Annotated in this window: 21 protein-coding genes; 15 read left to right on the top strand and 6 right to left on the bottom strand. The window is 56.7% G+C overall.

The genetic code is table 11. The features are described from left to right. Positions 1 to 423: 423 nt before the first annotated feature. Positions 424 to 1,548 carry an NAD(P)H-dependent flavin oxidoreductase gene (locus FYJ74_RS09910; protein WP_154529422.1) on the bottom strand — a complete coding sequence of 375 codons (1,125 nt, stop codon included), beginning with the start codon at positions 1,546 to 1,548 and terminating at the stop codon, positions 424 to 426. 181 nt (positions 1,549 to 1,729) lie between these two features. Further along, positions 1,730 to 2,854 (bottom strand): efflux RND transporter periplasmic adaptor subunit, encoded by a 1,125-nt coding sequence (locus FYJ74_RS09915; protein ID WP_154529423.1) that lies wholly within the window; start codon positions 2,852 to 2,854, stop codon positions 1,730 to 1,732. Positions 2,855 to 3,249: 395 nt separating this feature from the next. Here FYJ74_RS09915 and ybaK point away from each other — a divergent pair, with 395 nt between their 5' ends. From ybaK to FYJ74_RS09935, 4 genes are all read left to right on the top strand, one after another. Continuing rightward, positions 3,250 to 3,765 (top strand): Cys-tRNA(Pro) deacylase, encoded by a 516-nt coding sequence (gene ybaK / locus FYJ74_RS09920; protein ID WP_154529424.1) that lies wholly within the window; start codon positions 3,250 to 3,252, stop codon positions 3,763 to 3,765. Further along, positions 3,759 to 4,055 (top strand): DUF1294 domain-containing protein, encoded by a 297-nt coding sequence (locus FYJ74_RS09925; RefSeq protein ID WP_154529425.1) that lies wholly within the window; start codon positions 3,759 to 3,761, stop codon positions 4,053 to 4,055. The genes ybaK and FYJ74_RS09925 overlap by 7 nt, the downstream gene beginning before the upstream one ends. 9 nt (positions 4,056 to 4,064) lie before the next feature. Beyond that, positions 4,065 to 4,487: an acyl-CoA thioesterase gene (locus FYJ74_RS09930; RefSeq protein WP_154529426.1), complete on the top strand. Its 423-nt coding sequence runs from the start codon at positions 4,065 to 4,067 to the stop codon at positions 4,485 to 4,487. 67 nt (positions 4,488 to 4,554) lie between these two features. Beyond that, the gene (locus FYJ74_RS09935) at positions 4,555 to 5,283 is read left to right on the top strand and encodes a gamma-glutamyl-gamma-aminobutyrate hydrolase family protein (protein ID WP_154529427.1); all 729 of its coding nucleotides are present in this window, start codon (positions 4,555 to 4,557) and stop codon (positions 5,281 to 5,283) included. Positions 5,284 to 5,521: 238 nt separating this feature from the next. On the opposite strand, the gene FYJ74_RS09940 is transcribed toward FYJ74_RS09935, so the two are convergent. Then, a complete protein-coding gene (locus FYJ74_RS09940) occupies positions 5,522 to 6,196 on the bottom strand; it encodes a Crp/Fnr family transcriptional regulator (protein ID WP_154529428.1) in 675 nt (224 codons plus the stop codon). A 129-nt stretch (positions 6,197 to 6,325) separates the two neighbouring features. Here FYJ74_RS09940 and FYJ74_RS09945 point away from each other — a divergent pair, with 129 nt between their 5' ends. The 4 genes from FYJ74_RS09945 (at position 6,326) to FYJ74_RS09960 (ending at position 8,643) form a co-directional block, all read left to right on the top strand. After that, a complete protein-coding gene (locus FYJ74_RS09945) occupies positions 6,326 to 7,099 on the top strand; it encodes a 4Fe-4S binding protein (protein ID WP_154529429.1) in 774 nt (257 codons plus the stop codon). A 251-nt stretch (positions 7,100 to 7,350) separates the two neighbouring features. Then, positions 7,351 to 7,857: a sigma-70 family RNA polymerase sigma factor gene (locus FYJ74_RS09950; protein ID WP_154529430.1), complete on the top strand. Its 507-nt coding sequence runs from the start codon at positions 7,351 to 7,353 to the stop codon at positions 7,855 to 7,857. Between the two features lie 210 nt (positions 7,858 to 8,067). Next, positions 8,068 to 8,304, top strand: coding sequence for an antitoxin MazE-like protein (locus tag FYJ74_RS09955; RefSeq protein WP_229769458.1), 237 nt, complete (start codon positions 8,068 to 8,070; stop codon positions 8,302 to 8,304). A 3-nt stretch (positions 8,305 to 8,307) separates the two neighbouring features. Further along, positions 8,308 to 8,643: a type II toxin-antitoxin system PemK/MazF family toxin gene (locus tag FYJ74_RS09960; protein WP_154529431.1), complete on the top strand. Its 336-nt coding sequence runs from the start codon at positions 8,308 to 8,310 to the stop codon at positions 8,641 to 8,643. Between the two features lie 80 nt (positions 8,644 to 8,723). On the opposite strand, the gene FYJ74_RS09965 is transcribed toward FYJ74_RS09960, so the two are convergent. The 3 genes from FYJ74_RS09965 to galE all read right to left on the bottom strand — a co-directional run bounded on the left by FYJ74_RS09965 (position 8,724) and on the right by galE (position 14,392). Further along, the gene (locus tag FYJ74_RS09965; RefSeq protein ID WP_154529432.1) at positions 8,724 to 12,131 is read right to left on the bottom strand and encodes a hypothetical protein; all 3,408 of its coding nucleotides are present in this window, start codon (positions 12,129 to 12,131) and stop codon (positions 8,724 to 8,726) included. Positions 12,132 to 12,374: 243 nt separating this feature from the next. Next, positions 12,375 to 13,133 (bottom strand): cyclase family protein, encoded by a 759-nt coding sequence (locus tag FYJ74_RS09970; protein WP_154529433.1) that lies wholly within the window; start codon positions 13,131 to 13,133, stop codon positions 12,375 to 12,377. A 254-nt stretch (positions 13,134 to 13,387) separates the two neighbouring features. After that, positions 13,388 to 14,392: a UDP-glucose 4-epimerase GalE gene (gene galE / locus FYJ74_RS09975; protein ID WP_154529434.1), complete on the bottom strand. Its 1,005-nt coding sequence runs from the start codon at positions 14,390 to 14,392 to the stop codon at positions 13,388 to 13,390. A gap of 182 nt (positions 14,393 to 14,574) precedes the next feature. Between galE and FYJ74_RS09980 the strand changes: the two genes are divergently transcribed. The 7 genes from FYJ74_RS09980 (at position 14,575) to FYJ74_RS10010 (ending at position 23,388) form a co-directional block, all read left to right on the top strand. Continuing rightward, entirely contained in the window at positions 14,575 to 14,973 is a 399-nt protein-coding gene (locus FYJ74_RS09980; RefSeq protein ID WP_154529435.1) for an AAA family ATPase, read from the top strand. Positions 14,974 to 15,036: 63 nt separating this feature from the next. Further along, a complete protein-coding gene (locus FYJ74_RS09985) occupies positions 15,037 to 15,303 on the top strand; it encodes a type II toxin-antitoxin system RelB/DinJ family antitoxin (RefSeq protein WP_154527881.1) in 267 nt (88 codons plus the stop codon). Continuing rightward, positions 15,296 to 15,571 carry a type II toxin-antitoxin system YafQ family toxin gene (locus FYJ74_RS09990; RefSeq protein WP_154529436.1) on the top strand — a complete coding sequence of 92 codons (276 nt, stop codon included), beginning with the start codon at positions 15,296 to 15,298 and terminating at the stop codon, positions 15,569 to 15,571. The genes FYJ74_RS09985 and FYJ74_RS09990 overlap by 8 nt, the downstream gene beginning before the upstream one ends. Positions 15,572 to 16,031: 460 nt before the next feature. Continuing rightward, a complete protein-coding gene (locus FYJ74_RS09995; RefSeq protein ID WP_154529437.1) occupies positions 16,032 to 17,282 on the top strand; it encodes a nucleotide sugar dehydrogenase in 1,251 nt (416 codons plus the stop codon). A 28-nt stretch (positions 17,283 to 17,310) separates the two neighbouring features. Continuing rightward, on the top strand, positions 17,311 to 18,477 hold the full coding sequence (locus FYJ74_RS10000) for a hypothetical protein (protein WP_154529438.1): 1,167 nt from the start codon (positions 17,311 to 17,313) through the stop codon (positions 18,475 to 18,477). 117 nt (positions 18,478 to 18,594) lie between these two features. Continuing rightward, a complete protein-coding gene (locus FYJ74_RS10005; protein WP_154529439.1) occupies positions 18,595 to 20,730 on the top strand; it encodes a glycosyltransferase in 2,136 nt (711 codons plus the stop codon). 471 nt (positions 20,731 to 21,201) lie between these two features. Continuing rightward, positions 21,202 to 23,388, top strand: coding sequence for a glycosyltransferase family 2 protein (locus FYJ74_RS10010; RefSeq protein WP_154529440.1), 2,187 nt, complete (start codon positions 21,202 to 21,204; stop codon positions 23,386 to 23,388). The last annotated feature ends 1 nt before the right edge of the window (position 23,389 follow it).

A 23,389-nucleotide genomic window follows, 5' to 3' on the forward strand; every position in this document is an offset into this window, starting at 1 on the left:
ATTTCTTTTGTCATCCACATGAAAGAGTTGACGCAAATTCTCGATTAAAGAAACGTCCAGATCATTGAAAGTGTAACAGTTTTCCCCAGCGAGATAAAGATTTAGGAAATGATTCCGTCGTTTTGTTCTTTACGTGTGTTGTTGTCTGAAAATTATTGAATGTTCTTTGTTGCAGGGAAGCGGATCTTTCTCTCTTTCACTCGGCATCGCAATTTGAAACGCTCGGCAGCGGCCGGATCACGATCGCCGAATAACCGACGCGGTGTGCCGGGGCACTGCTCGCTGAAACGGACCGGTAGGAACGAAATAAAAGAGCGCGAACGACCGAATCTCACGTGGTCGTTCGCGCTCTTTCCGCTGGAGATATCTCTCTGAATACTATTTCTTGATAAAAGGCCGGGCGCTCACGGGTAAGTCGTTCGATCAAGAATCGGAATCAGCGTCCTGGCGGCGGCTTTTGTTTTCCGGCTTATCGGCGCTGCCGAAGAGATCGTTGAAGATCTCTTTTACGGTCTGGATCTTGTTGACGCGCCACACGTTGGTGCCGCAGAAGAAAAGCCCTTCCTCCCAGTTGCCCTGAAGCGCCTGGATCAGGGCGCGGGCGATGCAGAACGTCTTGTGCGTGGCGCGGTAGACGCAATGCGCCAGGCAGTTGGCGATGCAGGGGTCCTGGCGGTCCTCGTGGCGGAGATAGCGCTCCACCATGGGGCTGCGCAGCGCCCGGCCGGGAAGGCCGCAGGGGCTGTTGATCAGCACCACGTCCTCGGGCGTGGCGTCGACGTAGGCTTGTTTGAAGACGTCGGAGGCGTCGCCCTCGGCGCTGGCGGCGAAGCGCGTGCCCATCTGCACGCCGCTGGCGCCCAGCTCAAACGCGTGCAGCATCTCGGCGCGGTCGAATATGCCGCCCGCGGCGATGACGGGAATGTTGAGCTTGATCTCTTTCAGCCAGTTCACGAGCTGCGGGATTACCGTCTCGAGCGAGAGCTCCTTGTCGTCCACCTGTTCGATCTTGGCGGCGCCCAGATGTCCGCCCGCGGCGTTGGGCGTTTCCACGACGAAGGCGTCGGGCGAGCGCCCGTAATTCTTCATCCAGCGGCGCACGATGATCGAGGCGGCCTTGAGGCTGCTGACGATGGGCACGAGCGCCACGTTGGGAAAATCCTTGGTCAGCTCGGGCAGCTTGAGGGGCAGCCCGGCGCCGGAGATGATGATGTCGATGCCGGCTTCGCAGACGGCGCGCACCTGCTGCTCGTAATCCTGAAGCGCGCACATGCAGTTGGCGGCGAGGATGCCGCCTTTCGCCTTTTCGCGGGCCTTGGCGACGAAATCCTTGAGGGCCTCCACGTTCTTTTTGAAGAAGTTGTCCACGTTGCAGGTCATGGTCGCCATGCCGATACCGACGGTGGCCAACGTGCCGATGCCGCCTTCGGCCGCGACGGCGCCGCTGAGACTGGGGCCCGAAATGAGGACGCCCATGCCGCCCTGGATGACGGGGAAGTGCGGCGTGTACCGGCCGATCTTCAAAGTTGGCAGTTTGTCAAGAATCATGCTTTTCTCCTTTCTCCGCGAAAAGGTGCGCGCGGAGTTCCATATGCCGTACGAGACGGTTTCATAAATATAGGGCCTTTTGGCAGATTGTGCAAGCTCTTTCGTGTCGTTTCCCGCCGTGGCGGAGAAAAAAGCGCCCTCGCGCGGCGCGGGGAAAGAAAAACGTTCCGTGGACGGCCGCTCAGTCGACGACGCGGACTTTTTGCCCTTCGCGCAGGCCGCGCGCGCCGACGGTGACGATCTGATCGCCGGGCGCGAGTTCGCCGACGATCTGGACGCGGCTGCCGCGAAAATCGCCCAGCGTCACGGGGACGCGGACGATGCCGCCGCCGCGCCCGCAGCGCCAGACCCACGTGCGTCCCGAAACGTCGCCCACGACCGCTTCGAGCGGGACGTAGAAGTTCGGATCGCCCGTTTCCCCGCCGATCAGGCTGGCCGTGACGTTCACCGCCATGCCGGGCAGAATGCGGGCGCTCTTCGGCTGCGGCATGGCGACGGTGACCGGATAGGTCTGCGTGCGCGGGTCGGACTGCGCCCCCACTTCCTTGAACGTGACGCGGAACGACTGCCCGGGCAGTTCGTCGAGCGTCGCTTCCAGATCGAGGCTGACTTTTTCGGAAAGGCGGAACATTCTGTTTTTTTCGTCGGCGACGGCGACGTTGGCGATGTCTTCTTCGGGGACGCGGATCACGATTTCGACGGAGTCAAGGTTCTGCAGGCTGGCGACGGGCTGTTTGGCCTGCACGTCCTGAAAGTTTTCCGCCATACGGGCCACGATCACGCCGCCGAACGGCGCGCGCAGCTCCGTGTCGGCGAGCGCGTCCTGCGCGGCGGCGACGCTCGCTTCCGCCGTCTTCAGCGCCGAGCGCGCCACGTCGAGCGCCGTCTTGTAGCGGTCGTACTGCGCCTGAGAGACGGACTGTTTTTTGTAAAGTTCATCGTAGCGCCTGAAGTTGTTCAGCGCTTCGCCGTAGCGCGCCCGCGCCTGAGAAAGCCGGCTTTGGGCGTCGCTGAGGCGCGTGCGGAAATCGCGCGGGTCGACGCGGCCGATCAGATCGCCCTTCGCGACGCGCGAGCCCATCTCGACGGGGAATTCCACCAGCGGCCCCGGCACGCGGAACGACAGGTTCACGCGCTGCGACCCCTGAACGGTGCCGTAATAATGGCGCTGAGGATGCGACCGGGCCGAGCCGAGAAACAGCGTCTTCACGGGGATCGGCGGCTCTTCGGCGGCGGTCGGGGCGGCAAGGAGGCTCAACGCGGCGAGCGCCGCAAACGTTTTTATAAAGGACGTTCTCGTTTTCATGGCGAAGAAACTCCTGTTCTGTGGAAATGTTGATACGGCTAAGTCTAGCACGACCGGCAACGCTTGTGAAGGGCCGGCGGCCGCTTGGGACGGAACGCGCGCGGTGCGAAGAACGCGCCCTTTTGACAAAGCTTTGCCCTTGCAATACCATTATGCCGTGGCTGAAAGAGAAAGAGCGGTCTGACTCGTAACGACGAAAATCCGCCGCCGGCGTGCCTGCGGGGCACGAACGGACGGTTGGAACGACGCGCCGGGTTGCAAAAGTCGCCTCTTGGACTTGAAAATTCCGAAGGGAATGAGAAAAAAGTAATAAATAATATAGAAGCTTTGTTGATACTGCGGGGGAGTTCCCGTTCGGCGCGAAGCGGTGTATGATTGGGCGCGAGGTGATCGAAATGGCGAAAAATCCGAAGACGAACGCCGTCCGCGAGGCGGAGCGTCTGCGCATCCCAGTGCGCGTGATCGAATACGAAGCGGACGAGAGCGACCTCAGCGCCGCCCACGCCGCGGCCGGCTGCGGCGTGCCGCTGGAACGCATCTACAAGACGCTGGTGCTGCGGGGCGACGGGCGCGCCAAAGAGCTGCTCGTGGCCGTGATCCCCGGTGCGATGGAGCTGGATCTGAAAAAACTGGCGGCGTTGTCGGGATACGATAAAGTGGAAATGATCCGTATGAAGGAACTTTTCGAGCTGACGGGCTATGTCCGCGGCGGCTGTTCGCCGCTGGGCATGAAGAAAAAGCTGCCCACGTTCCTCGACGAGTCGGCGCTGCGGCACGAACGCATCGCCGTCAGCGCGGGACGGCGTGGCCTGCAGATGGAACTGGATCCCCGCGATTTGCAGAAAGCCGCCGGCGCGACCGTCGGCGCGATTTCGCGCGAAGCGGCGAAAGAAGAGGAGAAAACATGGTGAAATGGGTTGTATTGGCGTTCCTGGCCGTCATGAACCTGGGCGCGTTCGCGGCCTACGGCATCGACAAGAAGATCGCCCAGCGCAACGGCCTGCGCGACGACGACGTGGACGCGAGCCGCATCAGCGAAAAGGCGCTGTTCCTGTGGGCGCTGTGCGGCGGCGCGCTGGGCGCGCTGCTGGGCATGAAAGTCTGGCGGCACAAGACCAGACACTGGTACTTCGTCTGGGGCGTGCCCGCGATCCTGTTCGCTCAGCTGGCGTTGGGCGCGTGGCTGGCCTGGAAATTCTAGGAAGCCGCCATGGAAGCCAAAGGTGAAAAACGCTCTTACGCGTTCCGCGTGCGTTATGCCGAGACCGATCAGATGGGCATCGCCCATCACAGCAACTATTTCGTCTGGTTCGAAGCGGGGCGCTCCGATTACTGCCGCGACCTCGGCGTGCCCTATCCCGAATGGGAGCGGCACGGCGTTTTTCTGCCGGTCGTCGAGGCGCGCTGCCGCTACAAATCGCCGCTGCGCTACGACGAGCTGGCGACGCTGGAAGTTTTTCCCGTCGAGTGCGGCGCCGCAGCCATGACCTTCGGCTATCATCTGCGCCACGCCGACGGAAAACTGGCCGCCGAGGGCTGGACGAAGCACGCCTTCGCCGATGCCGAGGGCAGGCTGATCCGCGGCGGGAACGAGTTCATCGAGCGGCTGAAGAGCGCGATCTTTTCCGCCTGAGGGTCGAAAAGCTGCGCGCAAAAATTTATATGCTGTAAGACGACAGACACAACAGGAGGAATCAGAAGTGGCGGAAAGAACGCTCATTGCGGTGGCGTGCAATCTCGATTGTCCGGGAACGACGCCCATCGTCGGCGTGTACAATTCCTACACGGGAGCGCTGACGGAGGCGGGCGGCGCGCCGTTCATCGTGCCGGACTCGGCGGACGAGGCGCTGCTTTCGCAGTATCTCGACATGGCCGGGGGGCTTTTCGTGCCCGGAGGCATCGACGTCTGGCCGATGCTGTACGGTCAGGGGCCGGACGCCAGGCTGGGGCGGCTCGATCCCGGGCTGGACCTTTATCAGATCGCGCTGATCAAACTGGCCCGCGCGCGGCGGATGCCGATTTTCGGCGTGTGCCGCGGCATCCAGGCCATGAACGTGGCTTTCGGCGGCACGCTGATCCAGCACCTCGGCAACGACCCGGTCAGATTCGACCACCAGCAGAACATGCCCGGCCGATGGCCCAGCCACGAGGCGACGGCCGAAAAAGATTCGCTGATTGGCGCTCTTTTCGGCGAAAAATTTTCCGTCAACAGCTTCCATCATCAGGCTCTGGACGCTCTCGCGCCGGGATTCAGGGCCACCGCCTGGGCGCCCGACGGCGTGATCGAAGCGTTCGAGGCGGAAGACGGCTCGTTCTGCATGGGCGTGCAGTGGCACCCCGAGCGCATGATCCACGATTTCCCCGCCGACCTGAATCTCTTCCGGCGCTTCGTGGAGGAGGCGTCCAGATACCGCGCCGGCCGGAGCTGAGAGAATTGAAACGGAAACGAATCGGAAATAAAAAGCGGCCGGAAGCCGATGAAAACTGACTCATCGGCTTCCGGCCGCTTTCAATGTTCCACGTGGAACATTTACGGCCGTTGAATATCTCGTGCGATCTCTCATCTTGCAGAGAGCGTTCCCCTGAGAATTGGCATCGCGAAGCATTTTCCCCGCTTTTCTTTGCGTTTCCGGGGCTCTGCGGCGGCTTGTGCTTCGCTCCTGTTTGTCACTCTTCCGCGATCTCGAAACGTTTCTTGAGTTCGAAGAAATTTTTGCGGAAGGCGATCAGGCCCTCCTTCCGCATCCTCGACAGCTCCGCCGAGAGCGCGCTGCGGTCCGCCGCCAGATAGTCGGCCAGCCCCTGCCGGTCGAGCGGGATGCGAAAACTTCGCGCTTCCGCTTCCTGCGCGCAGTACGACAGGTAGGTCAGGATCTTGTCGCGGAGCGTGCGCCGCGAGATCACGGCGAGGCGCCGCAGCAGCAGCAGATTTTTCCGCGCCAGAATGTGCATGAGATTGTCGAGGATCTGCCGGCCTTCGCGGTCGGGATTGCCTTCTGCCAGCAATTTGGCCGGATCGCCGAAGAGCGCGCGGGATTTTTCCGCGGCGACGACGCCGACGGGCATTTCCGCGACGCCGGCGCAGAAGAACGCTTCGGCGAAAAGATCGCCGGGGGCCAGCGTTGTGACCACGATGCGCGCGCCCCAATAGTCTTCCTTCACGATCAGAGCGGCTCCCGACAGCAGAATGCCGAGCCCGCGCGGCGCTTCCCCCTGAAGCAGGATGGGCTGATCCCTTTCGTATTCCGCCTGACGCGGCGACAGAGCCGCCACGGCGCGTTCCAGACGGTCCGCGGCGATCCCGGCGAACAGCGGACACTGGGCGAGAGCTTCGTAGCTCATCTTCGTCACCTCTTTGTTGTAAAAACAACAGACATCGCCGCCTCATCATAGTACACTGAGCGCACGATGTCAAAAAACGAGCGCCCGTTTTCGGACGGCGCGCGGCAAATGGATTCCGGGGGGATTTTCATGAGGAGAAAAATCGTCAAAATCGACCGCGACAAGTGCAACGGCTGCGGTGCCTGCGCCGCAGCCTGCCAGGAGGGCGCCATCCAGATGAGCGGCGGCAAGGCGGCGGTGGTCCGCGAAGATTATTGCGACGGGCTGGGGAACTGTCTGCCGCATTGCCCGACGGGAGCGATCGCCATCGAAGAGCGCGAGGCCGTTCCCTTCGACGAGGCCGCAGTCAAGGCCGCTCAGGAAGAGCTGGCCGCAAAAAACGCCGCACCCGCGAGCGGCTGTCCCGGCTCGGCCGCACGCGCCATTTTTCGGCCGCTGCCCGGCGGTGCCCCGCGCATGTGTCCCGGCCCGATGGCGCGCGCCGTTCGGCACGATGCGGCGGAAGCGCCCGAAACGGCGGGCGCGCCGGCTGATCTGCGCAGCCGCCTCAGCCAGTGGCCCGTGCAGATCAAGCTGGCGCCCGTCAGCGCGCCTTTTTTCAAGGACGCCTCGCTGCTGGTCGCCGCCGACTGCACGGCTTACGCTTACGGCGCCTTTCACCGCGATTTCATCAAAAACCGCGTCGTGCTGATCGGCTGCCCCAAGCTCGACGAGGGCGATTACCGCGAGAAGCTGACCGAGATCATCAAAAACAACGAGATCAAAAGCGTGACGATCGTGCGCATGGAAGTGCCCTGCTGCGGCGGCCTCGAAAAAGCCGCCCGCGCCGCGCTGATGGACAGCGGCAAATTCATCCCCTGGCAGGTCGTCACCATCGGCGTGGACGGGCGCGTGGTCGAATAGCTTTTTCGCCGAAAAAAATTTATCGCCGCAAAGCGACGACGGCAGAGGCGCCTGAACGAGTCGGCGCGCCTCTGCCGTCGTTTTTTATCGTACGGTCGCTTTGTGATGACGATAAGTAAACTATTCTTTTTTGACTTTTGTGAAGTCTGGTTGTATATTTATCACTGATTAAGCACTCTTTGTGATAAAGTCGGAAGAAGTTCCTTCTTCCGGCGTTTAAGACCTCACAAGAGGAGAAAGGACAACGGTCAGTGGAATGCGAACGATGCGCTGCGAGCAAAGAGCAGCTGAACGAAATCGCTCTGCGCTTTTTGCCGTTGGCGAAAAAAATTGCCTGGAAGTATACAGGGCGCGGCGCCGAATACGAAGATCTGGTGCAGGAGGGCATGATCGCGCTTTTCGAACTTGTGCGGCGCTACGACGAGGAACGTCCGGCCCAGCGCCTGAGCCTGTTCGTCTGGTATCGTCTGCGCGGCCGGGTGCGCGACGCGGCCGCGCGGCTGCGCCGAGACGGCGCCCACGATTCGCTGGAACAAAAGTTCGAGGACGACGGTTTCGACGTCCCCTGCGAAGAGGGCGGCTACGCCGTCTTCGATCTGCTCGAAAGCCTGCCGCCCCCCGAGCGCGAGCTGGCGCGCGATCTGGCTTCCGGCCTGACGCAGAAGGAACTGGCCCGCCGCTGCGCCGTCAGCCAGCAAGCCATGAGCAAGCGCGTGCGCCGCCTGCGCGACAAAGTGCGGCGCACTCTGGCAAGCTGAAAATGAAGAGACGGAACGCCCCGCTTGAGAGCAAAAGTGAGCTCAAGCGGGGCGTTTTTGCTTGCCGTCCAAATTGTGCCCCGTTTTCACGCCTTTGCTCGCCGACATCTTTGTTCCTGCTTCTTTCTCGTCAGGTGCGCCCCGATTTGACGTTTGTAAATTTTGATGATATTCTACATGTAGAATTACATGTAGAAATGGAGGGGTTTGATGGTCGATATGGCGGAAAGAAACGAAAAGAAACGCTTATCTGTCGCGAGACGCCGCAATGCCCTCAGATCGGATGGTTACCGTCCCGTTCAGCTTTGGGTGCCGGATCTTCGGAATCTGGAGGTTCGTAGTGCCTGTCTGCGAGATTTGGAAGCGATTCGCGACGATCCGCGCGAGCGGGAATACCATTCGATGCTGGAAGCTGCCGCCGCGGATATTACGGAGTGGGAATACTGATCGATGCGGCGAGGGGATTTGGTAACGGTCGCTGTACAGGGAAATTACGGGAAACCGAGGCCGGCTGTGGTGATTCAAGCCGACGTTTTCATCGATCACACTTCTATAACATTTCTGCCATTGACTTCTTTTCTTGTGGAGGCCCCGCTTCTTCGCTGCACGATCCTGCCCGATAAAGAAAACGGACTTGCAAAAATCTCTCAGGTCATGATCGACAAAATCATGACTCTGCCCAAAAAAAAGGTCGGGAAAGTCATTGGGCGTCTTTCAGGCAAGGAAATGAAGCAAATTACAAGTCGGCTGGCTCTGTTTATCGGGATCGGAGAGCTTGGAACCTAATGCCGCGCGCCTCGCAGGAGGCGTTTTTTGTAAACGAAAAGCGGCGAACCTCGCTTCATTCGAGGTTCGCCGCTTTTCGTTTACCGTTTGAACGCGGGGTTTTTGCGCGAGGCGGACAGGTCGGCGTAAGTGTTGAAGGCGACGCTGTCGACGACGCGTCGTCGTTTTTTGTCGTAGACGACGATGTTCATGCCCAGCGACTGCGCGGAATACTCGACGCCGTCGATCCGGATCGACGACTCGGAGCCGGCTTCCATGCCCGTGCTGATGAGTTTGATCTTCAGCCCCGCGGCGTCGACGGCCGTGTCGATGCGGCCGGGCGTGCATTCCTCGCAGACCTTTTTGCCGCCGTCGCTGACGGCCGCGTAGCTCCAGCGCCGCTTGCCGGACAGCGCCAGGTCGAGCCCCAGCGGCGCAAAGAGTTTGCGGTGCGTCTCCGTGAGGCGGCGCGCGCCCTCGTCGAGCACGGAGATCAGCACGACGTAATCGGGATCGGCCAGCCGCCGCAGATAGCGGCAGAAGTCCGTTTCCAGAAAGAGCGGCGTCAGGTCGACGGACTGCGCGTGTTTCTGCCCCTGCGCGTCGATAAAGCCGACGTCGGCGGACGGACCTTGCGCCGGCAGGGCGGAGATCACGCCGTCGAATCCGGCCGACACGGCGCAGTCCAGCGGCGCGGCGCCCGCGCTTTCTGAAGCGCCGAGCAGTCTGATTTTGAAAACCTGTTCCCATGCCGTCTGGAAGTAAAGGCGATCGCCGGAGCGCGCGACGTATGGCCCGCCGGGCCACGAGGCGAGAAACGCGCCCTTTTCGACGGGGACGCGGTGATCGACGGGGCAATGGAGCAGTTTGGAAGTTTCGCCAACGCCCCGCCGCGCCTTCCCGGGCTGCGCGCCCGCGAGCAGCGGCGCCAGTTCGTCCAGCGATATCGACGCGGCGCAGGCGGCGCGGTCGAGCACTTCGCCGCAGGCGGGATCGAAGACGACGAAGTTCGCGCCCTGTTGCGCACAGGCGTATTCAAGGCCGTTCACGCGCAGCGACAGCCGCGCGCGCGTGCGCGACTGGGCGGTGGTGGCCTCGTCGTACGTGTTGAGGTCGAGGTAAACGCCGCCTTCCTCGCCGTCGAAGTGCAGCGCCGTACCGGGCTCGCCGTGCTGAAGCGTGAGAATCCGCCCGTCCCGCACGGCCAAAAGGCCGGGTTTCTGCCCCGGGGCGTTGACGGCGGCGAGGATCAGCGCCTCCGACCGCGCCAGCTTTTGCACATAGGCGGCGAGATCCTGCTCTTCGCGCAGCGGCGCGCTTTTCGCCGCGGGAAGGAGGCTGAACGGGCGCATGTTTTCCGCGCCGCCGCGCCGCCAGCCCGCTTCCAGATATTCGAGACCGGCTCCGTCCAGCGGCGCGGCGGCCCAGCGGAATTTTTGGTCGGAAGCGCGGCACAGCTCGCGCGGCGTCAGCCTGACGGTCTGCCCGCCGCGGCGGGCGCGCAAAATTAGATCTTCTGCGGACAATCGGCTGTCCAGCATCTTGCAGAAGAGCGTGTCCCGATGGCAATAGACTTCCAGCGCGCCCGCAAAGGCGACGCAGGGCGCGCCGCCGTCCAGCACGGTACGCTCGTCCTGCGGCGCGCCGCCGTCCCCTGCGGCGTACCGCCACTGCGCCGACGTCCGCAGCGGCGTCTCGCAGGCGGCGGCGACGGGTTGGTCTTTTTCGTCAACGAATTCCAGCCGCAGGCGGTACGCGCCTTCCGGCGGCACGGGAATCGACGCCTGCAGGTATTCGGCGTCCTGCGGCGGCAGGTCGCGCGGCAGCGGGAACGCGCGCGTATATTCCGGCATGGCGTGACCGTCCGCGGCGCAGAGCGACGCGCGGATCCGCAGCGGCGTATCGCCCGTTCCCGAAAGCAGGCTGTCGCTCGAATTGAAGACCGCGCACTGAAAAGCGCCGCTGCCGCCGGTCCTCATGAACAGCTCCGGCTCGGAAAAGACGAGGCGCGGCGCGCCCGCGGAAAAGTCGTTCGTCTTCAGCGGCGCAGGCCGGGCGGACGCGCCTTTAGGGCGCTTGAAGAAGCGGTTGTAACGTGCCGATGTCTTGCCCAGCTCGGCGACGTAAGCTTTTTCGCCCAGTTCCTCGATCATCGTCGGGCGCGCGCTGAACAGCGACGTGCCGATGCCGAAGCGGCGCTCGGGCAGGGACGCGCCGATGGCTTCGAGAATCGTCGGCGCGAAATCCGGCGCGCTGAAAAGCCGCTCGATCCCGCGCTCCGGGCGCGGGATCGCGTTGATGAACAGGTTGAACACGGCGCGTCCGTTCCCCAGCGGGCGCCCGGCGATCGTGTCGCCCATCCAGAGGTGGTCGCCGAGAACGACGATCGTCAGGTCGCGGGCGAACGGCTGCGCCTGTACCCAGTCGATGAACTCGCCCATCATCAGGCTGCCGGCGCGGATCACGTCGCGAAAGTCGTGCCAGCGCGTTTCCGCGCGGACGTCGGGGTCGAGGAAGTAATACGTGTCCGGCCCGTGCGTGTCGAGCGTCTCGACGAAAAAGGCATACGGCGCGCCCGAAGCGGCGCGCAGCGCCAGATCCTCCTTGAGCCGCTCGTAGAGATAGCGGTCGCGCAGTCCCCAGCCGTTGCCGCGGTTCTGTTCCACGTCGGAGCGGTACTGGCTGAACCAGCGCAGATCCTTGACGACGGGGCGCTCCGCGTGCGTGCGGATCAGGTTTTCGATGCCGCCGAACGAACAGTCGCTGGAAAACATGAATTCCAGCGCGTAGCCGCTGCGCTCCAGCACCTCGAAGATGCTCAGCGCGCCGGGCAGGAACGACTCGTAGTCGCCGTAGTTGTTGTGCCCGATCGGCAGCAGCAGCGGCAGCCCGAAATCCGAGGCCGTCACGCCCGCCGTCGTCCAGGTCGTGCCGCGCACCTGGCGGAAGCCTTTGAAATGGAGGTGGTCCTTTTGCAGCCGCGCCAGCTCCGGCAGCAGCGGCGCGCCCATGACCGCCGCGTCGTTGAACGTGTCTTCCATGGATTCCATGTGGATCACCAGCAGATTGCGCTTGGCGCCGGGGAACGACCAGCGCACGTCCTGCGGCTCGGGCACGGCGTCGAACAGCGCCGTGGTTTGGAACTGGCGCAGAACGAACTCAGCCACGCCGACGCTCTGTTCCGCATACAGCGCGAACCCCGCCAGCGCCAGCGCCGCCAGCAGCCCCGCCCCGCGCCGTCCGCGCCGCAGGCAGAAGCCGCAGAACAGTCCGTACAGTGCCGTGACTGCCGCCGCGCCCGCGGCCGCGGCGAAAATGAGGCGGCGCAGGTTGGCGTCGACGCCGCCCGTCAGCGGCACGTTCAGATGGAACAGGATCTGCTCCATCGACACCCGCCCCCAGACCCGGCGCACCAGCGCCAGAGCCGCTATTCCAGCAGCCGCGAGAGCGAAGACGGCGGTCAGCGCCGCGCCCTTGAAAAAGCGCGCATGATTTTTTATGAACGACATAAACATAATCTCCCGGTTGAATGTAACGTTGCGGAACGGTTATTTATACTGATTCCCGACAGAAAATATCGATATGGCTCGCAACGTCTTTGAGTTTGGCTTTTCAATCAAGAAATAGTATCAGTATCGGAATATGTCCGAAATCTTGAGAACAGCTCGCGCACGAGTAAACGAAACGGCAAGGCGCCGCCGCAATATCCGCGGCGGCGCCTTGCCGTTTACGCCAAATGGCGGACGCGAGTTTTACTCGCAGATAGCGAAAACACGGACAGGAAGTCCCGTCGCTCCCTTGATGTTGGGATACCCCGCGAAAAGGAGCGCGCCGGCGGGCGGCAACATATCAAGATTGCAAAGCACTTCTATCTGAAGTTTGCCCTGCTGAAGGACATATCTCTCGCAGGCCAGGTCGCCAGCCTTCGCCGCTTCGGCCGACGCATCGGTGTCAAGGGCCTCGTGCCCGTTCGCAGCCGCGGAGCGGAACTCGTAGATATATTTGAGCGCAGGCAGCGACCACCCCGGGAAGTTTTCAGAGCCGTCCTCTTTTATTTTCGTTCCGGAGAGGGCATCCATGTCGGGCCAATTCTTGCTCCAACCCGTATAAAGAGCCACAAACGCACCGTCGGGTATGGCTCCGTATTTCGCTTCGTATTCCTTGATGTCGTCTATCGTCACGGCGTAGCAGGGATCGGCTTTTACCTTTTCCGAAATGTCGACAACGCAGAGCGGGAACACGCAGTCTTTCACGCCGAAGGCTTCCGACAGCGGTGCGCCTTTGACGAAATGCCCTGGGAAATCTATGTGCGTTCCGAACTGCCCGGGAAATTTAAAAGTCTGAATGAGACATTCAAGCATCGGATTGCCCCAGTCGAACACAGTTTTGCAGAGTTCGACGGATCCATCCGGTATGCCGCTCCAATAGGGGCTTGTATTATCGAGAGGATGCGAAAGGTCTATCCAGCGCAGCTTTTTCAGTTCCTGAAGCTCGTTCCAAAGCTTATACATAGAAGATCCATCCTTTCAGTAATAATATTCGTTGTTCGCTAACTTATTCAATTATATTTTGCCTCTGTTCAAAAAACAAGTGTCTTCTGCGCGGATTTTTTCTCGGCGCATGGCCGGGATGCCGCGCTTGGACAGGGATACGTCGGGCATAAGGGACTTGCAAAATATAAACGATCAGGCCAAAATTGATGCGGGAGCTTCGGGCGCCGCGGCAGGCGCGGCGACGTCGTTTTTTATGAGTCCCTTCGATATTTTTATCGCAGCGACTTCTTCGTCCAGTTCCAAGAATCGCGGCACATGTCGTCGAGCGATTTCTGCGCTTTCCAGCCCAGCAGGCGCTCGGCCTTGCCTGCATCGGCCCAGCATGCGGCGATGTCGCCGGCGCGGCGCGGCGCGATCGCGTAAGGGATTTTAATGCTGTTGACCCGTTCGAACGAACGGATCAGATCAAGCACGCTGCTGCCGCGCCCCGTGCCCAGGTTGAACGCCTCGGCGCCGGTGTGCGACGCGGCGTAAGTCAGCGCCGCCGCGTGCCCCTTGGCGAGATCGACCACGTGGATGTAATCGCGCACCCCCGTGCCGTCGGGCGTGGGGTAGTCGTCGCCGAAAACGCGCAGCTGCGGCAGCTTGCCCGCCGCCACCTGGCACAGATACGGCATCAGATTGTTGGGGACGCCCTGCGGCTGCTCGCCGATCAGCCCCGACTCGTGCGCGCCGATCGGGTTGAAATAGCGCAGCAGCGCCGCCGACAGCTCCGCGTCCGCGGCAGCCGCGTCGCGCAGGATCTGCTCGATCATGAACTTCGTCCAGCCGTAGGGATTCGTGCAGCCGCCGGCCGGCATGTCTTCGGTGAACGGAACGGCGTTCGTCATGCCGTAGACCGTGGCCGACGAGCTGAAGATGAAGCGCTTGCAGCCGTGCGCCGCCATCGTTTCCAGCAGCGCCAGCGTCGTGTCCAGATTGTTGCGGTAGTAGAGCAGCGGCTTGGCCACCGATTCGCCCACCGCCTTCAGCCCCGCGAAATGGATCACCGCGTCGATATGACGCTCCGCGAAGAGGCGCTCCAGCGCCGCCGTGTCGGCCACGTCGATTTGGTAAAACGGCACGCGCACGCCCGTGATCCGCTCCAGCCGCTCGATCACCGAAGCCGAACTATTGCTCAGATTGTCGGCGATCACCACGCCGTGCCCCGCCGCGATCAGCTCGACCGCCGTATGCGACCCGATAAAACCGGCCCCGCCGGTAAGCAAAACGTTCATGGTCGTTTCCTCCAATAAAAGATTGTCAGCCGCCGCGCATCACGCAAATTCCGGCCTCTGCCATAGAATTATACACTGAAACAATTATGCGATGGCTGTTGCTTTTTTCCGTTGAACAGAATGCAATAATTATGTGATGGCGGCACACGTAAATCCCAATAATAATGTGAGGCGTGCTGTATATGGAACGATTGGTTCTGAAACGATTGCGGGAATGGAAACGCTCGTCTTACCGTAAACCTTTGATCTTAAAAGGCGTTCGCCAAGTAGGCAAGACACGGCTCCTCAAAGAATTTGGCGCACGATATTATGAAAACGCCGCTTACTTCAATTTTGACGGGAACGAAGAATACAAACAGTTCTTTGAAACGACAAAGGGCGTCGAACACCTCTTGCAAAATGTGACGCTGCCCAGCGGCCAAAAGAAGCGTCTCCGTTCCGTTGGACAATGTTTCTTCGATCCTGATTATCGTCCAGTAGAATGGGTTGTTGCACAAACGCAGTATGAGCCGCTCAACGACGCAACGCTTCTTCGTTCCCCAACGTTGAGATACATCTTCAAAGAAGTTGAAACTGAATAGTGCGTTGTATTGACAACGCACATTTATCACACTACAATTTAAGACAGAAAGGAGCTGATGATCATGGCGACAACCAACGTCACCGTAAGAATGGACGAAAACCTGAAAGCCGATTTCGAAGAAATGCTCGCCGACTTCGGGCTGAATACGTCGGTGGCCATTAACATCTTTGCGCGCCAGGTCGTGTACGAGCGGCGGATCCCGTTCGCCATCGCGCGCGACCGCCCCAACGCTGCGACGCGCGCGGCCATGGAAGACACCCGCGCGCGCCGCGGCCTGAGCAAGACTTTCTCGTCCGTAAAAGACTTGATGGCCGATCTCGATGCTTAACCTCAGATATCAGTCGGCCTTCAAGAGCGACTACAAGCGTATCCGCAAGCGTGGGTACGATATTCGGCGGCTGGAAGACGTCATCGAAACGCTCGCAAAAGAGCTGCCTCTCCCCAAAGAGTGCCGCGACCACGATTTGGGCGGCAATTGGTCAGGGTTTCGCGAGTGCCATATCGAGCCGGACTGGTTGCTCGTCTACGCTATTGACCATAACGATTTGGTCTTGATCCTCAGCCGTACCGGTTCGCACAGCGATCTGTTCGGATAATCACAAGGAGCCGCTGATTAAGTCGCATAGCTATCAAATCATTCATTTGAAAGTCAACTTTCCGTTTTCGTTCGTGGGAAATAATTAACGGCTCCTTTGTTCTGCGCACATGTTATGTTTCTCGTACCGGACAAAAATTACCAAAGGACAGCGAAAAGCCGTCTCGATTGACTTTTGAGACGGTCTCTTTTTGTAAATGTACCGTACCCGCGTATAGACACGGCGTAAAGTTGTTCCTTCGCCATCAACGCAGCCTAACATTCTTTATATATACGGTTCTGCGCTGAATGGAACAAACCTAGGGAGAGCCTACATCCTGTCGCCTGAAATCTACAGTAAAAACTGAGCGTTTTTAAACAGACTCTAGCTAGGATATATGTTATTGCGGAAATATTACAGGTACGTTAGGCTAAACCTAATGAATCCGTTTGGGATTACTATAATGAAAGAAGAGTTCATAATGAAAAATAAAGATAGACTTACCGTTGCCGTCGCCGGGACAGGATATGTTGGACTCAGCATAGCAACTCTTCTGGCTCAGCACCATAGAGTCTACGCTGTTGACATCGTTCCTGAAAAAGTCAACTTGATCAATAGTGGAAAATCACCATTTGCGGATAAAGAAATCGAACAATATCTGGCGGCGGGAAAATTAGACCTCATCGCCACGCTGGACGCCGCGGACGCGTATAAAAAGGCGGATTACGTCGTGATCGCCGCGCCGACGAACTACGACAGCGCCAAGAACTTCTTCGATACCTCCGCCGTGGAAACTGTTATCGAACTGGTGATGAAACATAACCCCAACGCGATTATGGTTATCAAATCCACGGTTCCCGTAGGATATACGCGTTCAATTCGCGAAAGGATCGGCAGCCGGAACATTATCTTCAGCCCCGAATTTCTGCGCGAGAGCCGCGCCCTCTACGACAACCTTTATCCTTCGCGGATCATCGTCGGCACAGACCTTGACGATCCGCGGCTCGTCGAGGCGGCGCGTGCGTTTGCGGAACTGCTGCGGGAAGGCGCCCTCAAAAAAGACGTACAGACCCTGATCATGGGTTTTACCGAGGCGGAAGCCGTCAAACTCTTCGCCAATACCTACCTGGCCCTGCGCGTCAGCTTTTTCAACGAACTCGACACCTATGCGGAAATGAAAGGCTTGAACACAAAACAGATCATCGACGGCATTTCCCTTGACCCCAGAATCGGTTCCCATTACAACAACCCGTCTTTCGGCTACGGCGGCTACTGCCTGCCCAAGGACACGAAGCAGCTCCTCGCCAATTATCGGGACGTGCCCGAAAATCTGATCGAGGCGATCGTTCAATCCAATAGGACCCGCAAGGATTTTATCGCCGAACGCGTGTTGCGAAAAGCCGGTTACTTCAAAGAAAGTTCAGAATGCGGCAGTCGCGGCGAAGAATCAATAACTATCGGCGTGTACCGCCTGACCATGAAAGCGGACTCCGACAATTTCCGTCAGAGCTCAATCCAAGGCGTCATGAAGCGCCTTCGGGCCGAGGGGGTTACCGTCATAATCTACGAGCCGACCCTCAAGGACGGCGAGACGTTTTTCGGCAGTGTCGTCGTCAACGATTTCGAGCAGTTTAAACGCCAGAGCCGTGTTATTATCGCCAACCGCTATGACCCCGTGCTTGATGACGTGAAAGACAAAGTTTACACTCGCGATATCTTTATGAGAGATTGATGCGAAACTTCAGAGGAGAGTCCTTTAGATGACAATACTGCAAAGGGCGAAAAAAGTACTGAAGCGCTTTTATCCCCTACCTGTAGACGTTTTTAACAGGGAAATCCATAAACTAAGCAGTGCTGTTGCCGAAGCGGACGAAAAAATTTCTGCAAAAGTGACAGATCTTTCGGATTCTGTTGCTCAGCGCCTACAGGATATCACAAAAGAGCAAACGCAGACAGCGGAGACGCTGACGGCAGAGCTGCACAAGCAAAGAGCACAGCAAACGAATGCACTGACTGAGCTTCAAAAGCAACTTGATCAGCAAGAGCAGAGAATCATTGCCGAAATGGACGAGCGAACCGCTGAACTGCAGAATCAATTCAAGCGGCAAACCCAAGCCCTTGCCTCTGAACTGCAAAAGCTGCTGCACAATGGCGAAAAAATCTGCTCCGAACTCCAGAAACAATTTTCGCTTTATGAAGCCAAGCTGTCTGAGCAGAACACGCTCATTAACCAAGTCAACCGCCAGAGCGTCATCAGCTCGCGCAACGCTTCCGAGGCCGTCTGGGCGGAAATCTTCAATAACACCATTACGGGCAGCGAATGGCTGACCGATACCGCCTTTTCGCCGGGGCGCTGGGCCGTAGGATATCCCTATCTCTACGTCATGTATAGGGTTTTGAACGAAGTCCATCCCCGTAATATCCTTGAACTGGGGCTCGGACAGTCGACGCGCATGATCGCTCAATATGCCGCCTGCTGTAAAGCCAGACATCAGATCGTCGAACACGACCCGGAGTGGATCGAATTTTTCGCAAGGTCTTTCAAGTTGCCGCCGTGCAGCAGCATCGTCACCCTGGATCGAGAATTGGTTCCGTACAAAGAAGCGGAAGCCGTCCGAGTCTTTAAAGACTTCTCGAAGACCTTTGCCGGGCAGCACTTCGATTTCATTTCCATCGACGCGCCCTTGGGCGGGGATATGAAACAGTACGCCCGGATCGACGTGCTGCAATTACTTCCCGACTGCCTGGCCGAGGATTTTGTGATCATGTTGGACGACTGCGAGCGTCCCGGCGAGAATCATACGTGGGAAGAAATAAAACGTGTCCTCAGTGCTGCCGGCGTCGCATACAGCGAAGGCGCCTATGGCGGTGTCAAAGACTGCCGGATCATGAGCTCAAGATCACTAGGCTTCGTCTGTAGCATGTAAGAATTTAGAAACGTTGACACTTCTGCAGTCTCGATCAATACAGCACGCTTGGAATAAAAAGCTGTCAAATTATAAGTGTTTCCATAGAATGTGGACGATAAGATAGGAGCGTAGGAGATGGAGCGTATAAAAACTTTGAGCGGAGAATCTGATGAAAAGATATTGGGTAAAATCATTGTCTCTGTTGTGATGCCGGTTTATAACGCACAAGAATATCTTGCCGCAAGTCTTGATTGTCTTTTGAATCAAACATTGAAAGATATTGAAGTTATCTGCGTGAACGACGGTTCTAGTGATAATTCTCTGAAAATTCTCGAAGAGTACAGACGACATGACCCCCGTGTGGTTATCTTATCGCAGTCGAACAAAGGCGCAGGTGCTGCACGGAATTTGGGTTTTTCGCAGGGGAGCGGACGTTACGTCTACTTTTTTGATGCGGACGACCTGTGCGCCCCGGATTTGCTCGAAAAATGCGTAAATGCTGCCGAAGCTCAAGAGGCCGATATTGTTGCTTTTAACTTTTCGCGTTTTTACCCTAATGGGAATGAGGAGCAGCGCATGGGAATTCATGACGATTGGCTCCCTAAAGGTTGTAAGGTTTTCAGCTGGCGTGACTGTCCGGAACTGATCATGAGCGTTGTCAATCCGACCCCTTGGAACAAGCTATATCGCGCTGATTTCATACAGAAAAATCAACTTAGATTTGAAGAGATTTCAACCACTAATGACATTACCTTCTGTGCTGTCAGCATGGCTGTGGCATCGCGCGTGACCTTTCTGAAGGATTCCCTCTTTAGATATCGTGTCGGGCATTCACAGACAATTACCTCCAGAAAAAAGAAAAATTGGGCAAATATTATCACAGCAGTTCAAAGTGCAGAGAAGCAGATAAAGCGGCTTCCTTATTTTGAGGAAATTGTTGATTCACTGTGCCGTTTCATAATTGAAAACTGCATTTTTGGGATCAATTATTTTGACGGAGATTATAAAAGCGTGTCTTTCGGAGAGTACTATAATCGGGTACGCAGCATTTTTGCCGGAGAGATGTTTTCAAATGTTAGCATCGACACCGTAAAGAATGAACTCCTCGTGCAGAAGTTTCGAGCTATACGTAAAAACTCGTACGAAGACTACCTGAAGCTGGCTGGGCACAAAATCGTCATTTCTCTGACTTCATATCCGAAACGGATTAAAGATGTTGCCGGCGTTTTGGAAACAATCTTCCGACAGAGTCGAAAAGCAGACGAAATTGTACTTTGGCTTGCAGAAGAGCAATTTCCCAAGAAAGAAAACGATCTGCCGGATAATTTACGGAAACTTGTTGATCAGCGAAAGATGACCGTTCGCTGGATTGCCGAAGATTTGCGCCCGCATAAAAAGTATTTCTGGGCGCTGCCCTCGTATCCTGACGACATTGTCATAACGATCGACGACGATCTGATTTATCCTTCGGATATGATCGATTCGCTGTTTGTGAGCTATCTGATTTATCCTCGCGCCGTCAGCGCCATGAGAGCTCATCTGATAGTGATTAATGAGGCTCTGGAGATTGAGCCGTATAACAACTGGATTCTTGAGACGGATCATTGCCGCTATCGCCCTTGTATGCAGTTGCTCTCAACTAATGGTGCGGGCACTCTTTTCCCTCCTGGTATTATGAGAAAAAATGAGCTTTACAACAGCGACGCTATCAAAGATACGTGCCTCAATGCAGACGACCTGTGGCTGAAAGCGATGCAGTTGTGCGAAAATGTTCCCGTAGTTGTCGCGCATAAGTACAAAAGCTTGCAGTATGTGCCAGACTCACAGGAAGAAGCGCTTGCTCATGACAACATGACAATGTGTCAGAATGACGTCCAGCTTAGGAAGATTACCGACTGGGTTGACAGAAAGTTAGGAGATGGATATTTTGTCAGGAAATTAACGTTGCCACCGCAGATGGAGGATAGCGTACAATTGTTGGGCGTCTCGGCCATATGTAAAATGTTCCGCGCAGAGCGCTGCAGAGAAAAAAATGAACGGCGCGTACTTAACAATAGATTGCAGAGAGCTCTCACAGCAGAAAAAGAACTAAAAGATGTGTGCCGGAGACTGCGGAAAGAAAATGTCGCGCTTGTCTCTAACTACCAAAAAACGCAGAATGAACTGCAGAAGATTAAAAAGTCAAAGCGCTATAAGCTGGCGGAGTACTTAGCAAGGCTTGTGTGGTTTGTACGACGGCACTTCAAGCAATCAAAAGGAAAACTGCTGTGATTCCCTGGGGTGATTTCTGTGTTGCTGCAGGTGAAGAGGAGAACCGCGTATCCAAGTCAAACGTTCTCGGGCGGATATTCAATACTTGAAAGTTCTATGTTTTTTTACAAAGCTCTGGGGTATACTCTTTTTTGGAATAATGAGCTAAATAAAATCGATGTTTACGTAGAAACATTCTAGAGATCTCAAGCTAAGAAAAGAAATCTTGTAATAAATGCTGGGGCGCTAACTACAACGGGCATTGAAAAGATCACTCCGCCTGAAGTTGGCTATTTAATGGGTAATATGTGTACTTTGCCGCCGAAAAGTCCGGTCCCGCAACGGGAATTTTAGCTTAAATAGGTGCGAGGATAGATACTCGAATTCGTTGCACTTGCCTGATTATTCACCAAAAGAGCCGGAAATATCCGACTCTTTTTTGTATAATAAATGTCATCACGCTGTTTTTAGAAAAGGCAGGGGATCAGAGTGTTGCCTCAGGTATCGGTTGTTATTCCTGTTTATAACGCGGATGCGTATCTTGAGCAGTGCTTGGGAAGCATTGTTTCGCAAACGCTGAAAGAGATCGAGATCATCTGTGTCGACGACGGTTCGACGGATCGTTCATATGGTATTCTGCAACGTTTTGCGGAACAGGACGACAGAATCGTTCTCCTGCAGCAAAAGAACCAATATGCAGGCGTGGCGCGCAATGCCGGACTGAAGGCGGCTCGAGGGGAATACGTGATTTTTCTTGACGCCGATGATTTTTTTGATTGCACCATGCTTGAAAAGATGCATTCCCAGGCTGTTTTTCATAACGCCGATATTACGGTGTGCGGCGCTCAGAATTATGATGCCGTGAACGGGAAAATTACGCCGGCACCTCATCGTTTCAGGAGTCTTCTCGTCAAAGGAATGGAGGTCTTTTCCAAGCGGGATATTCCCGACGAAATTATGAATATCACCTCGCCAGCAAGCTGGAACAAGCTTTACAGGAGGAAGTTTCTCCTTGAGGAAGGGCTGGAGTTTCAGCCGCTGCACAACACCAATGACTGCTTCCTGACGGAAGTGGCGATGTGCGTCGCGAAACGGATCGCCTACGTTGACGAGCCGCTGGTGAATTACCGCAAAGGACAAAGCAGTAATCTGCAAAGTTCCAGGCAAATTTCGCCATGTGATTTTATGGTCGCGTTCGAAGCGGTTTATGACGACCTCCATCGACGCGGAATATTCCAAGAGGTGGAAAAAAGTTTTGTAAGGTTTGTGGTCGAGAACGTTGCTTATCAAGTGAAATCATTTCAGGATCATGATGAAAAATTTGCTGTTTTTGGCGAGATGCGAAAGCCTCATTTTGCGAGAATGGGGGTTTTTTCATATCCTGATGACTTTTATCCCGATAAAGGGGCGCTCAACGCCGCGCGCGGGGCTTTCCATGCGCTGGACTGGCATAACCGTTTTTCAATCCGTGGGCACGAGTCTTTTCCTGTAATCAAAATATCTGCAAGGCCGGCAACGCTGATAACTGTGCTTATTCAGACAGAAAACATTCCCGAGGGCGTTGTTGAAAGCATCGGGAGCATACTACGCCAGTCTTGGGAGGACTTTGAAATCTTGCTGATCGCGAACGGCGCGGCCTGCGAAGATCTGAATGAGCTGAAAGTCCTGGCCAGTCGTGATGAGCGAATCTCTCTTTTTTCGCAAGGACTCTCACCTCGGACGGCTGCGAAGAATATTGGCATTGAGCATGCCAAGGGGAAATACCTTTGGTTTTTCCCCGTTGGTTGCGTCCTGGCGCCGTACGCGCTGGAACATCTGTGTGCCGTGTTGGAAGAACTGTGCTTGGACGGCGTATATTTTGATGAAGGCAATGTTGAGTCGGAACAAGTTAACGAAAGTAGGGCAGAGTTTCTCGCTGGACTCGTCAAATGTCGTGATGGGCGGACTTTAATGCGTGAATTGAAATCGAAACGAATGTACCGTTCTTCAGTATCTGCTCAGATTGTTAAAACGGATTTTTTGAGAAGAACAGAAATACGTTTTGCTGAAGAAACCAGCGATGGCAACGATCTCTTTACATTTTGCACGATGTTGGCGGCAGGGCGAACGGGATATTTCCCCCGAGATTTCTACCGGCAGTCGGCTGAAAGGCAGATGGTGAGAGCGGATCCTTTTGAGAAGGTCTATGAAAAATTTTATGCTTTTATGAAAGGTTGGCAATATGTGCAACACGTGGGTCTGAAAGATGACAACCTTCCCGCCGCTCTGAGCGTGCTTCAGGACTTTTTAAGCGCGGCTAGAAATCTTTATCAAAAACTGTCGGGGGATGCGCGGTGTTCGTGGTGGGGATTGCCTCGGACGCAGGGATTGTTGTTCAAGGCACTGGTGGCCGATGAGTGCGGGAGGGCGCAACAGCTTGGTTCCGCCAAAAAACAGCTGCAGAATATCAAGAAGGAAAATCTTGCTTGGGTAGGCCGATTTGAAAGCATGCAGAAAGATGCGGCAAAGATGAAAAAGCGGCTTTCATGCTTGGAAAACAGCCGCTCGTATAGACTGGGGCGCGCGGTTACGTATGTGCCGAGGAAAATTAAGGACACTCTTTGCCGATGGCGCCAGCATGGTCTGGCTTGCACCGTGAAATCAATACTCCGTAAAAGCATGAGATTCGGGAAACAGTAAG

Source organism: Pyramidobacter porci (genome assembly GCF_009695745.1).
Classification (GTDB): domain Bacteria; phylum Synergistota; class Synergistia; order Synergistales; family Dethiosulfovibrionaceae; genus Pyramidobacter; species Pyramidobacter porci.